A 16,000-nucleotide genomic window follows, 5' to 3' on the forward strand; every position below is an offset into this window, starting at 1 on the left:
GGGGCGCGCCCGCCCCCCCCCCCCCCCCCCCCCCCCCCCCCCCCCCCCCCGGCGGGGGCCCGCGGGCCGCGCGGCCCGGCGCCCCCCCCCCCCCAGACCGATCCGGATGGCACCCTCCCCCTCACCCGCCTCGCTCACGCTCGTCGACCTCTCCCCGCCGGGGAGAGGTGATAGGAGCCCTGCCCGCCGCGGAGAGGTGAGTCCGAGGCCGCCGCGCTCATCTGCCATCCCACCCACGCCTCCCCGTTCCCGCGCCTCGACGGCCGGGGTTTGCTCCTCGCGGTCCCCGCGCCTCCGGAACCGAAGCGCGAGGGGTGAAGCGCCGTCAGGCGCGGAGGCGGCAGCCTCCTGGCCACGCGGGTCACCCCGCGGGCCCGGACTTCGGTGCCGAAGCCCGCCGGCTCGCGTGGAATCCGTTTTGTGGCCCGGATCAAGCATCCGGGCTGACCGAGGAAACGGACCCCACGCGAGCCGGCGCGCCTCACGGCGCTTCACCGCGGCATTTGTCGTCGACCGGGCCGCGCGTCCGGGGCGGCGGGGCGGGAGGGATGGCGCTCGGCCAACCACCTCCCGGGCCGGAAAGCGTCGGAGGGCGGACCCCGCGACGGCTCCCGGCCTGGCCTCGCGGAGACGCGGTGTCCCGCGTGTCCGAAGGCCCCGGCGGAGAGGGTCGCCCCCACCCGCCGGTCCCGCTCGCCCGCTTGAGCGATGCTCCTCGCGCAACGGTCACCCCCGGCGCGGATGCGCCCGCAGGGCCCGAAGGGGCGGTGTTCCCGGCGACGCTCCCGCATGCCGGCTGGTGAGGCCGCCGCACGGGAGAACCGCCCCTCCGCCCCATCACCCGCACCACCGGACGATGCCTCGACGAGGACGGAAGGTGCGGGAAGCATGAGGCAGATGCGGCGGATGGGGAGAAAGGCGCGCGCGAATTTTTCGGGGGCGCGGGAAAGGCGCCGGGGGATCAGCGGGTTGGGGCGGATCGGTGAGGGCGGCGCGACGAGAATTGTCCCCGGTGCGGGACGGGCGAGGCACCCCTGCCCCCTCCCCCCGCTTGCGGAGGGGAGGGCCAGGGTGGGGGGCCGTGACGCCGGCGGCGCGCTTGCGGGAGGATCAGCCTCCTCGGATGCAGCCCGACATCGGCCCCCCCCCACCCCTGACCCCTCCCCTCGGCCAAGCGGGGGGGGAATGGCGCGCGCTTCGTCATACCCGGCACACGGCCGGGCAAGACGGATGAGGGACATCAGCCGGCAGCGCCCGCCCGCCTCAGCGGGCGGCGCGGCGGAAGGTGCGGGGATTGAAGTCGGGGCAGGTCAGGACGACGCGGTCGCGGGCGGCGACGCGCAGGGTGCAGGCCGGGGCGGTGCCGTTGGCGCCGTTGTCGCAGATGCTGCGCTGGGCGAGCGCGGCGCTGCGGCGGGCCGGATCGAAGGTGCCGGTCAGGGTCTGGGTGCAGACCGTGCCGTCGGTGCGCCAGAGCCTGACAGCTGAGATGCGCGTGCCTTCGGTGCGGATCTCCATGCCGCGCTCGTCGCGGGTGTCGGAGGTCCAGCGCCCCGCGAGGTCAGCGGCGGCGGGCGTCTGGGCGGAGGCGGCGGGGACGATGGCGGCGAGGGCCAGGGCGGCAAAAAGGGAGGCGAGCAGCGGGCGGGACATGATGGGTTCCGGTGGATCAGGGACCCGTGTGTCGCGGGGAGTGGGGAAAAGGTTCAGGGGATGGGCCGTGTTCCCTGAGGCGGCTGGCGCGTTGCATCGCCCAAGTGCGTCCTTCGAGGCTCGCCATAGCATCGCGCGAACGCGACATGCGTTCGCCTCTCGCCATGGCCTCGCACCTCAGGATGAGGGGGGTGGGTGTCCGGCATGACGCGCGCCCGGCCGGAAACCGCCGTGCAAGACACAACCGTCCTCATCCTGAGGTGCGAGCCCCCGGCGATGCGTCAGCATCGTCCGGCGGCGATGCGCAGCATCGCCCAAGGGCGAGCCTCGAAGGACCCACTTGGCTAATGCAGGCCTGGCCTCGTGGTCCGGCCGCCCGAACCATTGCCCGTCATGACCGGGCTTGTCCCGGGCATCCACGCATTCTCTTGAGGCTGCGGTGGTCAAGTCGTGGATGCCCGCCACAAGGGCGGGCATGACGGTCGAGGAAACTCAGTCGGCACCACCCCATCGGATGACTCCTCTCCCCTCGTGGGAGAGGGTGCCCGCGTCAGCGGGCGGATGAGGGGTGACGCGCCCCCCCTCATCCGGCGCCTGACGGCGCCACCTTTTCCCACGAGGGGAGAAGGACAGCGGTCGGAAGCCGCCTGATGCCGCGCCGCAAATCTTACTCAGTCGAGCTAATTCTAATCAGCGTGGCTGCTGGAATGGGCAATAAGGGGAGTGCGAGCTTTGGTGCCGCTAGACCCTACAGTCGCTTCGAGTTCGGCCAGGAACCTTGCATCCAACCGGAGAAGACTTCTGTCCTCCCGAGCGCGCTCCACTAGCGCGCTGCAAGCTTGCAAATAATACGGATACATCCAAGAGTAGCGGTCGTCATTGCTGGCTTCACCTCGACGAGCTGCCGGCATGGTGTCCTCCCCTGATTCGAACAGCCTAACTGGTAGAAAACTTCGGCGCCACGGGATGATGTAAAAAATGTCGGAAAAAATTGTTAACAACAGTAAACGAAAAGTCAATTCGGCATATCCGTCTACTATCGACAACCCTGAACTGTTTTTTGGCATTGTTGGGCCAATAGGCGTCGACATAGATTCAGTCGTCTCCAACCTTCGACAGTCTCTGATGCAAGTTGGATACGAAAGTGTTATTGTTCACCTGACGAATCGGCTTAATGTCAATGTAGCCCCTACTTCGTATTTCGACCGATCCGAGACATTAATTCGCGAAGGCAACGCATTTCGTGAAGCAGCTAAAGATAATCGGGCCATGGCAGCGCTAGGAATAACTGCGATCCACGAACACCGCGTGAATATTAACAAGTCTCCAGATAAGCCTGTCTATGGCACAGCATATATTATACGGCAGTTTAAACGCCCCGAAGAAATTCAACTTATGCGTGAGGTGTACGGTCGCAAATTCATACAAGTTTCCGTTCATGGAAGCGAAGCAAAACGAAAAGAAGTACTTTTCAGCAAGATAAAGTCGTTTAATAGTGCCCCGAAAAGCGATTCTCATTGTGAACAACAGGCAATAGAGCTGATTCACAAGGATTACATGCAGTCAGATATTGAGCATGGCCAGTCTATATCCGATGTGTTTTATCTCGGCGATGTCTTCATCGACGGCGTTAATAAGGCTAGGATAAGAGAGACAGTTGAACGATTCATTTCCGCGCTATTTGGAGACAACAGAGTGTCTCCGTCCAAGGATGAATATGGTCTATACATGGCCGCGGCAGCGGCGTTGAGGTCTATTGACCTATCTAGGCAAGTGGGCGCCTCGATATTTTCCGAGAACGGCGAAGTTATTTCACTCGGCTGCAATGAGGTTCCTAAATCTAAAGGCGGCACATACTGGTCTGATGATGACGGCGACAAACATCGCGACATGGAGGTCGGCTACGACCCCAACCACAATCGAAAGAATGAAATAATATTTGATATCGTTCAACGCCTGTCGAACGAGGGCGTACTCTCACGGGACGTTGAAAAACTTAAAACTATTGAAGATAAGGTTGCAAAAATCTCTTCGTTTAAGAGCGTTGCAGACTCCCAGCTGATGGACATAATTGAATATGGTCGCATTATTCACGCGGAGATGTCTGCTATAACAGATGCAGCGCGGCTAGGTCGCAGCACCAAAGACGCCACGCTCTATTGCACTACGTTTCCGTGTCATATTTGTGCAAAGCATATTGTTTCAGCAGGTCTTCGGCGCGTCGTTTTTTTGGAGCCTTATCCAAAAAGTCATGCAAAAAACCTTCATTCAGATTCAATAACCTTTGATGATGTCGATACAGACAAAGTGCTTTTTTCTCCTTTTATTGGAATTTCTCCCCGCAGATATCGAGATATTTTTGAAAAAAGAAAAAGGAAAGATAAAGAAGGTCGAGCTACAATCTGGACTAAGGGCAAGCCGATACCAATGATTGACGACAGAGGTTCATCCTATACTGACTACGAAGAAGAATATGTTGCAGTTATATTACATCATTTCTTCAAAAAAAGAACTCGGAGAAATAAGTCTGACAGTAAAAGTTGACTGCACCTACCCCCTCCACCCCTTCCCCGGCTTGCCCCCGCCCTTCTTCCTGACCGCCCCGCCCGCCGGCACCTCGCGGTCCGTGCCCGGACCCATGCTGTCCAGCCCGGGCTTCGCCGCGCGTGAGGGCGGCAGGTTCGCCGACCGCCCATATTTCTTCGGGCCCCTGAAGCCGCCGGTGCGGTCGTCCACCGCCTCCTGCCGCGCGAGGGGGTCGTCGGAAATGGCGAGTTCGGTCTCGCGCAGGCGCTTGAGCTCGTCGCGCAGGCGCGCGGCCTCCTCGAAGCGGAGGTCGGCGGCGGCCTCGCGCATGCGCTTCTCGAGATCGCCGATGACCGCCTGGAGGTTGTGGCCGACCGCCGCGCCCTGTTTCGTAAGGCCCGCATCCACGGTGACGTGGTCCTTCTCGTAGACCGAGTCGAGGATCTGGGCGATCTCGCGCTTGATGGTCTGCGGCGTGATGCCGTGGGCCTCGTTCCAGGCCGTCTGCTTCTCGCGGCGGCGGTTGGTCTCGGCGATGGCGCGCTCCATCGAGCCGGTCATCTGGTCGGCGTAGAGGAGCACGCGGCCGTCGACGTTGCGGGCGGCGCGGCCGATGGTCTGGATGAGGGAGGTTTCCGAGCGCAGGAAGCCTTCCTTGTCGGCATCGAGGATGGCGACGAGGGCGCATTCGGGAATGTCGAGGCCCTCGCGCAAGAGGTTGATGCCGACGAGGCAGTCGAAGGCGCCGAGGCGCAGGTCGCGCAGGATCTCGATGCGCTCGATCGTGTCGATGTCGGAATGCATGTAGCGGACGCGGACGCCCTGCTCGTGCAGAGAGTCGGTGAGGTCCTCGGCCATGCGCTTGGTCAGCACCGTGACGAGGGAGCGGTAGCCGGCGGCGGAGGTGGCCTTCACCTCGCCGATGAGGTCGTCGACCTGGGTGCGCGCGGGCCTGATGATGGAGGGCGGGTCGATGAGGCCGGTGGGGCGGATGACCTGTTCGGAGAAGGTGCCGCCGGTCTGGTTCAGCTCCCAGCCGCCGGGCGTGGCCGAGACGTGGACGGTCTGCGGCCGCATGGCCTCCCATTCCTCGAAGCGGAGCGGGCGGTTGTCCATGCAGGAGGGCAGGCGGAAGCCATATTCCGCGAGGGTGGCTTTCCGCCGGAAGTCGCCGCGGTACATGGCGCCGATCTGCGGGATGGTGACGTGGCTCTCGTCGACGAAGACGAGGGCGTCGTCGGGGACATATTCGAAGAGGGTCGGCGGCGGCTCGCCGGGGCGGCGGCCGGTGAGCCAGCGCGAATAGTTCTCGATGCCGGCGCAGGAGCCGGTGGCCTCCATCATCTCGAGGTCGTAGCGGGTGCGCTGCTCCAGCCGCTGCGCCTCCAGGAGGCGGCCGGCGCGGTTCAGCTCCTCGAGGCGCCAGTTCAGCTCCTCCTTGATGCCGGAAATGGCCTGGACGAGGGTGGGGCGCGGCGTGACATAGTGGGAATTGGCGTAGACCTTGACGAAGGAGAGGTCGGCGTTCTTCTGGCCGGTGAGCGGGTCGAACTCGGCGATGCTTTCGACCTCGTCGCCGAAGAGGTTGATGCGCCAGGCGCGGTCCTCGAGGTGGGCGGGGAAGAGTTCGATGGTGTCGCCGCGGACGCGGAACGTGCCGCGGGAGAAGTCCATCTGCGTGCGCTTGTACTGGAGCGCGATGAGGTCGGCGATGAGCTGGCGCTGGTCGAGGCGCTCGCCGACCTTCACGCCGAAGGTCATGGCCGTGTAGGTCTCGACCGAGCCGATGCCGTAGATGCAGGAGACGGAGGCGACGATGATGACGTCGTCGCGTTCGAGCAGGGCGCGCGTCGCCGAGTGGCGCATGCGGTCGATCTGCTCGTTGATGGAGGATTCCTTCTCGATATAGGTGTCCGAGCGCGGGACGTAGGCCTCCGGCTGGTAGTAGTCGTAGTAGGAGACGAAATATTCCACCGCGTTGTTGGGGAAGAAGCTCTTGAACTCGCCATAGAGCTGGGCGGCCAGCGTCTTGTTCGGCGCCAGCACGATGGCGGGGCGCTGGGTCTCGTTGATGATCTGGGCTGCGGTGAAGGTCTTGCCCGAACCGGTGACGCCGAGCAGGACCTGGTCGCGCTCGCCCGCGCGGATGCCGGAGACGAGCTCGGCGATGGCGGTCGGCTGGTCGCCGGCCGGCTTGAAGTCGGAGACGATCTCGAAGCGCTTGCCGCCCTCCCACTTCTCCGGGCGCGCCGGCTTGTGCGGCACCCAGGTGCGGCCGTCGACCTCGGGCCGGCCCTCCTGGATCAGCTTCTCCAGCGCCTTGACGGTGGCGGTGACGCCGGAGGCGCCGATCTCGCTCTCGATGTCCAGCGCTTTCGCCTGGTCGACGCCGATGCCGAGCCGATGGGCGAGGGCCTTGTCGGCCATGGTCGCCTCGCCAGCGAAGGCGGCCTGCGGCGCCTCGGCGAAGCCTCCGGTGGGGCCGGTGCCGGAGCCGAGGCCGGCGGTGCCGCGGTTGATGGCGGGGTTGAGCAGATCGGCCAGCGCCGGCCCGAGCGGCTGCAGCTCCGGCTTCGAGGCTTTCGACTTCGGCGCGCGGGCCGGCTTCGGCGCGGACGGCGGACTCGCGGAGGCTTTGGGGCTTTTCGGCATCCCGGCAATATGGGCGCGCCGGGCCGGCCGGGAAAGGGCGGCGGCGGTCTTCCCGCCATGCTGCTGCCAGGGGGTGGCAGCGGCGTCGGGCCTCAGGCCGCCCGGCGGGCCACCGCCTCGCTGATCGGCGCGTCGAACTGCAGGCCGCCGGAGCCCTCGCGCGTCCAGACCACCCGGGCGCCGACCTCGGCGCCGTCGCTGAAGCGCAGAGTCACGCGCTGGCCCTCCTGCAGCTCCGCTGCGCCCTGGACCCTCGCGCCGGTCTCGGAGATGTCGGCGAGGCGGGCGTTCATGCTGCGGCCGTCGCTGAGCACCAGCAGCGCCCGCGTGCTGCGCCGCCGCACCGCGCCGCGACGATCCTTCACGTCGCTGGCGAGGTCGACGAGGAAGGCGTCGACGCTGTCGATGAGCTGGCGCGTCGCGGCCGACAGCAGATCGCCGGCGGCGCCGACCCTCGTCGCCTCGGCATTGGTCTCGCCGACGACGCCGGAGACGTCGGTGATGGCCCGCAGCACCCGGCCGGTTCCGTCGGAGGCGCGGGCGATCGCCGCGGCGATCTCCTGGGTGGCGGCCGTCTGCTCCTCCACCGCCGCGGCGATGGAGCCGGTGAGGTGGTCGATCTCCGACACGGTGCTGCCGATGCCGCGGATGGCGGCGACGGTGCGCTGGGTGGCGCTCTGGATGGCGTTGACCTGGGTGGCGATCTCGTCGGTCGCCGCGGCCGTCTGGCCGGCGAGCGCCTTCACCTCGGAAGCGACGATGGCGAAGCCGCGGCCCGCCTCGCCGGCCCGGGCGGCCTCGATGGTGGCGTTGAGGGCGAGGAGGTTGGTCTGCTCGGCGATGCCGCGGATGATGTCGACGATGGTGCCGATGCGCTGGGCGAGGTCGGAGAGGCCGGAGACCTCTCGGTCGGTCTCGGAGGAGCCCGCCGTGGCGCGGCCGATGCAGCTGCTGGTGGTGTGGATGCGACTCGAGATCTCGCTGATCGAGCTGATCAGCTCCTCCGCCGCCGCCGAGACCGCCTGCATGTCCTCGGAGGAGGTGGCGGAGGCGTCCCGGCCGAGATCGACCCCCTCGGTGGCCTGGCCGGCGACGCCCTTCAGCGCCGCGGCCGTGCGCTGCATGCCGGAAATCTCGGTGTCCACGGTCTTCACCACATCGCCGACCGTGCCGCGGAAGGCGACGATCATCTCGTCGAGCACCGACTGGCGCTGAAGCTCGCGCTGGCGCTCGAGCTCGGCCTCCTGCTCCAGCCTGTCCCGGGCGATGGCATTGTCGCGGAAGACCGCGACCGCCCGCGTCATGGCGCCGATCTCGTCGGTGCGCCCGGCGTCCCGCAAGTCGCCGCCGGTATCGCCTTCGGCCAGCTTCTCCATGTGGAGGGTCAGGGCGCGCAGCGGGCGGGTGATGGAGCGGGCAGCGAGCAGGGCCGCGAGGCCCGCCAGCAGGGTCACGCCGACCACGAGCCCGGCGGCGACGAGAAGCCTCGTCCGGGCCTCGTCCGCGGCGCCGGCGATGATGCCGGTGAGATCCTGGGCGAACTGGTCCTCGATCGCCTTCAGCGCGTTGACGCGGACGGTCGAGGTGCGGAACCACTCCAGCGCCTCGACGCCCTTGTCGCCCGACAGGGCGGCGCGGGCGGCCACCTGACGCAGGCGCTGCACCGCCGCCGTCTCGGGCGAGGCCGCGAGCGCCTCGACGCGCTGCCCCTGGTCCGGCGTGCCGTAGCGACGGGCGACCGCGAGGTAGCTGTCCTGGACCGCTGCGAGTTGGGCGAAACGCTGGAACCGTTCCCGCGCAAAGCCGTCGGGGGAGAAGGCGCCGCCGCCGGTGGCGCGCTCCAGCCCGGCCGCCTCCTTGGCGCGGAGAATGCTGGCATAGGCGACGACGGCACGGGCCGTGGCTCCCACCCGGCCGTGGCGCGCGAGGCTCTCCACCGGCTGCAACAGGGCGTCGACGATCGCGGTGTAGCGGGCGACGGCCTGCTCGGCCGTCACGGCGCGGGCCTGGACGGCGGCGCGCAGGGCGGCGAGATCGTCGGCGCGGGCGAGGGCCTCGCGGGCGACGGCCGAGTCCTGCGGCGCACCGGCGGACGCCTGCGCCACCGCCTCGCGCAGTCGGGAGAGGACCAGGTCGACCTTGGGAAGCTGGGCTGCCCCCGCCTCCGCGGCGCTCTGGTTGCCGGGGTTGCTCAGGACGGTGTTGGTAAGGCCACGCTCGGTCTGGAGTTCGTGCACGACCGCGCCGAAATGGGGACCCGAGGTGGCGACCGCCGCCATCTGCCGGGCCGCGCCCGCTTCCCGCCAGCTCTCGAAGACGATGTCGCCGCCGAAGCCGATGGCCGCAAGGAGAGGAACGACGACGGCGATGGCGATGCGCATGCTGATCGTCGCGTTGCGGCCGAAAGACATGATTGCACACTCCATGACTGTGCAACCTTTGTCAGTTCTGCATCCCTAATGTCGCGTTAACATCGAGTCCAATTCGCACTTTTCGGCCATGGCTCCACTTTTCGGCGCATCTTTTCCGGGTCGCTGGCACAGACGGAGGCAGTAATCGCGGGACGAAGAGTTTTGGTCGACTGCGAGGCCACCTCTTTGCAGGCCGGCGGAGAACGATCTCGCTGGCGCCGAATATGGCGCGCCACGTCCGACGCCACCCCCGAAAATTACCCCGGAACAGCCCGATGCCCGGCACCGGGCCGGACATCGGGAGCTTGTGCAGCGCGTTGCCGGCTGGATGACCGTCCCCCCGGCCGCCGCCCGGATCAGGCACGGCGGGCCGACAGCCGTTCCACCGTCGCGAACAACACCACCGCGACCGCGGCCAGAACGGCGAAAATGAGCCAGGGGCTGACGCCGAGCAGCGTGTGGAGCTGCACCTTCCCCATGGCGCCGACGGGCAGGATCACTGCCTTCACCGCGTCGAAGGTGAGGGCGTAGAGGATGCCGCCAACCAGCATGCCGCCGGCGCCGACGAGGGCGTGGAGGCTGCCGCCGCCGATGGCGGCCAGCGCCGTGCCCGGGCAATAGCCGTAGAGCACCATGCCGACGCCGAAGAGGGCGGCACCGAGGGAGACGGCGAGGAGGTCGGCCGGCTTGATGTGGAACTTCACCCAGCCGAACTGGGCCATGAGGAAGACGCCGACGCCGCCGACGATGATGGCGGTCATCATGATCTTCAGGACGGTGAAGTCCTCGAAGAGGAACTGCCGGACGATGGTGTTGTAGTCGGCGACGCGGCCGCGGTGCAGCAGGAAGCCGAAGGCGAAACCGAAGACGAGGGCGAGAGCGAGGGCGGCGGTGCCGGTGACGGGAAGGGTCATGGCGTGGGTCCTGATCAGCGGGCGGTGCGGAACATGGCGAAGGCGGTGGCCGTGCCGGTGGCGAACATCACGGCGAGGAAGACCCAGCCGCTGAGCGCCAGCTGGAGGCCGCCGGAAATGCCGTTGCCGCTGGTGCAGCCATTGGCGAGACGGGCGCCGTACATGGCGACGATGCCGCCGAGGAAGGCCACCGCATAGCGCTTCATCGGCGAGGGGCCGAAGCGGCCGGCCCAGACCTCCGGCACCTGCTCGATGCGGAAGGAGCCGGCGAGGAGCGCCGAGCCGAGGCCGCCGAACAGCGTGCCGACGAGGAACAGCGTGCCGTAGTCCAGGCTGAAGAGGTTCTTCGCCCAGTAGCTGTTCTTCGCCACCGCCTCGGCACCGAGGATCGGCGCGGCGACGGCGCCCGACACCTGCGACAGCGCCGTGGTAATGCCGAGCGGCGTGTTGACGACGAGGAAGACGATCCAGCTGAGGACGCCGATGCCGACGCCGATCACGTAGGGCGTCCAGTCGATGCGGGCGGCGGCGCCGGCTGCGGGGCGCGCCCCGTCAAAGGTTGCCTGTAGGGTCATGGTGCCATCTCCGAGGACGACGCGGGACAATCGGGGGATCACATCAACATATTCGCATTTTACGATGTTTCAAGATGGATGATGGGCGGGTGGCCGGCACCGCCCTTGCCGTCTTCGCCGGCTTGCCGGGAACACTGGAGAAAGGCCCAATGCTTACCCTCCCCGCTGCGTGGGGAGGGGGACTTCGGCCGCGCGTCCGGTCTCGTCGGTCGGGCCAGGCGCGCCCCAATCAAGACAGGCGGGACGCGGTAGTCCCCCTCCCCTCGCCCGCGAGGGGAGGGTGCGGGGGGGCACGGGATCGGGCGCTGCCGCCCTGTCAGGCCGCCGCGAGATCGCAGATGCGGCGGAAGTCGTCGCAATAGGCGCGGAAGGCCGCCTCGCGCGCCGCCGGATCCGGCTCGCGCAGCAGCGAGGAGGGGTGGACGGTGAGGAAGCCCGGCCGGTCGCCGAAGCGGAAGGGCCCGCGGTTGCGGCCGACCGGCACGGCCTTGCCGGCGAGGGCCAGCGCCGCAGTGGCGCCGAGCGCCACCACGAGGCCCGGCCGGACGAGATCGAGCTCGCGCTCCAGCCACCAGCGATAGTGCTTCACCTCGCCGGCGGTGGGCGATTCATGGATGCGGCGCTTGCCGCGCTGGACGAACTTGAAGTGCTTCACCGCATTGGTGAGATAAGCGCCGGACCGCTCGATGCCGGCCTCGGCCAGGGCGCGGTCGAGGAGTTGGCCGGCGGGACCGACGAAGGGGCGGCCCTGGAGGTCCTCCTGGTCGCCCGGCTGCTCGCCGACGAAAGCGATGGCAGCCCCGATGGGTCCCTCGCCCAGCACGGCGCGGGTGGCGCCGGGCACCAGCGGCTCCGACCCCGCGATGATGCGGTTCAGCTCCTCGAGGGAATGCGGCCCCGCGTCGAGCATGGCGGCGACCGCCTTGTCGGGATTGCGCTTGCTGGCCATGACCGGCTCCCTGTCCATCATGCCGTCAACGCGCGAGACCGCCGCGCGCACCATGGCGGGGATCGCAGCCGTCTCCGGCATGTTGCGCCAGTACTTCTTCGGCATCTCCGCGCGCATGGCCGTGGTGTTGAGGCGGGCGGGGTTGAAGGTGCTCTCGTAATAGTCGCGCCAGCCCTCCTCGAAGCCGTCGCCCGCCGCCGCCTCGTCGCGGGTGGCGGGCGGGCCAAAGACGAGGGCGCCGCCGGTCCAGCTCACCCGCCCCTCGGGGGTGAGGATGGTCCAGTCGAGGCTGCCGAAGCGGTTGCGGAAGAAGGGCGCGGCGGCAGCGAGGACGTGATGGTCGGGCTCGAACCAGGCGACGAAGCGCTCTCCGCCCACCGTCTCGACGCGGCGGAAGCGGAGGAAGGCGTGCATCTTGTGGAGGTCGCGGCGGATGGCCTTGCCCATCATGGCGAGGCGGTGGACGAGCGGGTCGCTCATCACTTCGAGCAGCGCCTTCTCGCCATGGGTGAGGCGCCAGATCAGCCGGTAGAGGAGGCCGTAACGCTCGGGATCGCGGTGGCAGACGACGAGCTGGACGAGGTCCGCCGCGGCCCGGGGCAGGCTCAGCGGCTCGCCCGCGGGAAGGACCGGTGCGCCGAAGAGATCGGTCGCGCCCCCTTGCGTCCAGACCACCGCCTCGGGCGGGGTGCCGGCGGCGATCAGGCTGCGCGCGGCGGCGCGGAAGCCGTCGAGGTCGGCGCCCGGCCGAAGACGGATCTGCACGATGGAAGAGGCGGTTGCGAGCATGACGGATCAGCCGAAGAGTTCGAGCTGCGCCGGCTTCGGCGCGATGCGGGCGCGCAGGTCCTGGCGGTCGATGAGCCGCGTCGGCCTGTGGTCGGGGGTGATCAGGAAGGGCCGCGCCCGCTTCAGGCCCGGGGTGAGCCGCTGGAGGTCGTCGAGGCGGAGCGTGGTGTGGCGGCGCGCCGCGAGGATGCGGTCGACGACGCGGGTGCCGAGACCCGGCACGCGCAGCAGCAGTTCGCGATCGGCGGTGTTGACGTCGACGGGGAAGCGCTCCCGGTGCTTCAACGCCCAGGCGAGCTTCGGGTCGATGTCGAGGTCGAGCATGCCGTCGTCGCCACCGGCCGCCACCTCGTCCACCGAGAAGCCGTAGAAGCGGAGCAGCCAGTCGGCCTGGTAGAGGCGGTGCTCGCGCTGCAGCGGCGGCGCCTTCAGCGGCAGCACCTTGCTCGGCTCGGGGATGGGGCTGAAGGCGGAATAGTAGACGCGGCGCAGCGCATAGCGGCGGTAGAGCCCGTCGCTGGTGCGCAGCACGCCCTCGTCGGTGGTGGCGTCGGCGCCGACGATCATCTGCGTGCTCTGGCCGGCGGGCGAGAAGCGCCGCCTCTCGGCCTTGGCCTCGACGATGCGCTCGTGCATCTGGCCCATGGCGGCGCGGATGGTGCCGCCGTTCTTCTCCGGCGCCAGGGCCTCGAGGCTCTGCTGGCTCGGCAGTTCGAGGTTGATGGAGAGGCGGTCGGCCCAGAGGCCCGCCTGCTCGACGAGCCAGGGGCTCGCCTCGGGAATGGTCTTCAGGTGGATGTAGCCGGCGAAGAGGTGGTCGCGGCGCAGGCGCTTCGCCACCTCGATCATCTCCTCCATCGTGTGGTCGGGATTCCTGACGATGCCGGAGGAGAGGAAGAGGCCCTCGATGTAGTTGCGCTTGTAGAAATTGACCGTGAGGTCGACCACCTCGTCCACGGTGAAGCGGGCGCGGCGGACGTTGGAGGAGCGGCGGTTGATGCAATAGGCGCAGTCGTAGAGGCAGTAGTTGGTGAGGAGGATCTTGAGCAGCGAGATGCAGCGCCCGTCGGGCGTATAGGCGTGGCAGATGCCGGACCCCGTGGTGGAGCCGAGGCCCTTGACGCCGCCCGAGCGTTTCGGCGCTCCGGACGAGGCGCAGGAGGCGTCGTATTTCGCCGCATCGGCGAGGATGCGGAGCTTGGCGGCGACCTTGGTGTCCATGGGACCTCTCGTGTTCTCTTTATGTTCACATCTCCACCATGGCAATTCAAGGGCGGCCCGCTGACGCAGCCGCCCGGCGGTTGATCCATGACATGGCGGCGAACGGTCTTTCGCCGTCTCCTCACCCCGCGAACACCGGAGGGAGCGCCATGAGCCAGCATGCCATTCACCCCGACGGGACCCCCGAGGCGGAGGTGCTGCCGGCATCGGCAGGGACCGCCGGCCCGGAAGGCGCCACCGCCATCGTCCAGGCAGCCGGCGACGCGGGGACCGGGGACAAGCCGGTCCGGGCTGCCCGCGGCCGCCAGCAGCTCGCCCAGATGAAGCGCGACCCGGCGACCATCCGCCGGCTCTTCGAGAGCGGCGAATACCCTTATGTCGGCCGCATGCAGACGAAGCCCTACGAGGCCCACATGCTCGAGCTGCAGCGCGAGCTCCTGAAGGCGCAGCGCTGGATCGAGGAGACGGGCGAGCGGATCGTCGTGCTGTTCGAGGGCCGCGACGCCGCCGGCAAGGGCGGCACGATCAAGCGCTACATGGAGCATCTCAACCCGCGCACGGCGCGGGTGGTGGCGCTCGCCAAGCCGAGCGAGCGCGAGCGCACGCAATGGTATTTCCAGCGCTACGTCGCCCACCTGCCCTCGGCCGGCGAGCTCGCCCTGTTCGACCGCTCCTGGTACAACCGGGCCGGCGTCGAGCGCGTCATGGGCTTCTGCTCCCCCACCGACTATCTCGAGTTCATGCGCCAGTGCCCGGACCTCGAGCGCATGCTGACCCGCTCCGGCATCCGGCTGTTCAAGTACTGGTTCTCGGTGTCGCGGGAGGAGCAGCGCCTGCGGTTCGAGGCGCGCGAGACCGACCCCCTCAAGCAGTGGAAGCTGTCGCCCATCGACCGCGCCTCGCTCGACAAGTGGGACGCCTATACGGAGGCGAAGGAGGCGATGTTCTTCTACACCGACACCGCCGACGCGCCCTGGACCATCGTCAAGTCGGACGACAAGAAGCGGGCGCGCCTCGCCTGCATGCAGCACTTCCTGTCGTCCCTGCCCTATCCGAACAAGGACCTGTCGGTGGCGGTGGCGCCCGACCCGCTGATCGTCGGGGCGACCAGCCACGTCATCGGGCGCGACGGCGGCATCCTCGGCAAGACGGTGCATCCCGATCTGCGGCGGACGCAGGCCGGACCAGCGCCATCCTGACACGGTTCCGCCGGGTGACGGTCTTGACGGCGCCGGCGCCGGTGCGCACCAAGGCCGGACCACATCCGCCCCGGAGTTCCGCATGTCGCCCATCACCCGCCGCACGACGCTCGGCCTGATCGCCTCGGGCCTCGCCGCCCCCGCCTTCGCCCAGGCCGACTATCCGGCGCGGCCGGTCACGGTCATCGTTCCCCAGGCCGCGGGCGGGGCCAACGACATCATCGGCCGCCTCGTCGCCGAGAAGCTGTCGGAGGTGATGGGCCAGCGCTTCGTGGTGGAGAACCGCGCCGGCGCCGGCGGCAATCTCGGGTCGCAGGCGGCCGCCCGGTCGACGCCGGACGGCTACACCCTGCTCGTCACCATCTCGGCGAGCCAGGCCATCAATCCGGCGCTCTATGCCCGCACCGGCTTCGACCCGGTGAAGGACTTCGCCCCGGTCTCGCTGCTCGGCACGGTGCCCAACGTGCTGGTGGTCAACCCGGCCTTCGAGGCGAAGACGGTCGCCGACCTGATCCGGATGGCGAAGGAGAAGCCGGGCTTCTACCACTACGCCTCCGCCGGCAACGGCACGCTGAACCACCTCGTCGGCGAGATGCTGAAGTCGCGCGCCGGCATCGACCTCAAGCACATCCCCTATCGCGGCATCGCCCCGGCGCTGTCGGACGTCATCGCCGGCCACGTGCCGATCACCTTCGCCAACCTGCCGGCCGCCATCAGCCAGATCCAGGCGGGCACGGTGCGGGCGCTCGGCGTCTCGACGCTGAAGCGCAACAGCTTCGTGCCCGAGGTGCCGACCATCGCCGAGACGGTGCCCGGCTTCGACGCCGAGCTGTGGATCGCCCTCTACGGCATCGCCGGCACGCCGCAGCCGGTCATCGACAAGCTGGTGGCCGCCACGCACCGCGCGCTGCAGGCCCCCGACATCAAGGCGAAGTTCGCCCAACAGGGCGCCGAGGTCGTGACCTCCACGCCCGCCGAGCTCGCGGCGAAGCTCGACGCGGACCTCAAGGTCTGGGCGGAGATCGTCAAGACCTCCGGCGCCCGCATCGAGTGATCGCCCGCGGCGGGTGAAACGCCGGCGGCCCCGCGACCGTAGAATTGCGGAGCGGGA

General features: G+C 68.2%; 10 protein-coding genes. 3 read left to right on the forward strand and 7 right to left on the reverse strand.

What is annotated here, in order from left to right; translation table 11 throughout:
• Positions 1-1,263: 1,263 nt before the first annotated feature.
• Positions 1,264-1,653: a hypothetical protein gene (locus tag ACT6XY_RS08440; protein WP_444747890.1), complete on the reverse strand. Its 390-nt coding sequence runs from the start codon at positions 1,651-1,653 to the stop codon at positions 1,264-1,266.
• Between the two features lie 978 nt (positions 1,654-2,631).
• Here ACT6XY_RS08440 and ACT6XY_RS08445 point away from each other — a divergent pair.
• Positions 2,632-4,197 carry an anti-phage dCTP deaminase gene (locus ACT6XY_RS08445; RefSeq protein WP_444747891.1) on the forward strand — a complete coding sequence of 522 codons (1,566 nt, stop codon included), beginning with the start codon at positions 2,632-2,634 and terminating at the stop codon, positions 4,195-4,197.
• 6 nt (positions 4,198-4,203) lie between these two features.
• On the opposite strand, the gene uvrB is transcribed toward ACT6XY_RS08445, so the two are convergent.
• The 6 genes from uvrB to ACT6XY_RS08475 form a co-directional block, all read right to left on the reverse strand.
• Positions 4,204-6,831 carry an excinuclease ABC subunit UvrB gene (uvrB, locus tag ACT6XY_RS08450; protein ID WP_444747892.1) on the reverse strand — a complete coding sequence of 876 codons (2,628 nt, stop codon included), beginning with the start codon at positions 6,829-6,831 and terminating at the stop codon, positions 4,204-4,206.
• Positions 6,832-6,923: 92 nt separating this feature from the next.
• Positions 6,924-9,242 carry a methyl-accepting chemotaxis protein gene (locus ACT6XY_RS08455; RefSeq protein WP_444747893.1) on the reverse strand — a complete coding sequence of 773 codons (2,319 nt, stop codon included), beginning with the start codon at positions 9,240-9,242 and terminating at the stop codon, positions 6,924-6,926.
• A 356-nt stretch (positions 9,243-9,598) separates the two neighbouring features.
• Entirely contained in the window at positions 9,599-10,156 is a 558-nt protein-coding gene (locus ACT6XY_RS08460) for a YeeE/YedE thiosulfate transporter family protein (protein WP_444747894.1), read from the reverse strand.
• Positions 10,157-10,170: 14 nt separating this feature from the next.
• Positions 10,171-10,731, reverse strand: coding sequence for a YeeE/YedE thiosulfate transporter family protein (locus ACT6XY_RS08465; RefSeq protein ID WP_444747895.1), 561 nt, complete (start codon positions 10,729-10,731; stop codon positions 10,171-10,173).
• Between the two features lie 316 nt (positions 10,732-11,047).
• Positions 11,048-12,469, reverse strand: a complete 1,422-nt coding sequence (locus tag ACT6XY_RS08470) for a UdgX family uracil-DNA binding protein (RefSeq protein WP_444747896.1) — start codon at positions 12,467-12,469, stop codon at positions 11,048-11,050.
• A 6-nt stretch (positions 12,470-12,475) separates the two neighbouring features.
• The gene (locus ACT6XY_RS08475; RefSeq protein WP_444747897.1) at positions 12,476-13,690 is read right to left on the reverse strand and encodes a putative DNA modification/repair radical SAM protein; all 1,215 of its coding nucleotides are present in this window, start codon (positions 13,688-13,690) and stop codon (positions 12,476-12,478) included.
• Positions 13,691-13,839: 149 nt separating this feature from the next.
• On the opposite strand from ACT6XY_RS08475, the gene ppk2 reads away from it, so the two are divergent.
• Both ppk2 and ACT6XY_RS08485 read left to right on the forward strand, forming a co-directional pair.
• Entirely contained in the window at positions 13,840-14,889 is a 1,050-nt protein-coding gene (gene ppk2, locus ACT6XY_RS08480) for a polyphosphate kinase 2 (RefSeq protein ID WP_444747898.1), read from the forward strand.
• An 82-nt stretch (positions 14,890-14,971) separates the two neighbouring features.
• Positions 14,972-15,943, forward strand: coding sequence for a Bug family tripartite tricarboxylate transporter substrate binding protein (locus tag ACT6XY_RS08485; protein ID WP_444747899.1), 972 nt, complete (start codon positions 14,972-14,974; stop codon positions 15,941-15,943).
• The last annotated feature ends 57 nt before the right edge of the window (positions 15,944-16,000 follow it).

The sequence above is a fragment of the Phreatobacter sp. genome (assembly GCF_052440005.1).
Classification (GTDB): domain Bacteria; phylum Pseudomonadota; class Alphaproteobacteria; order Rhizobiales; family Phreatobacteraceae; genus Phreatobacter.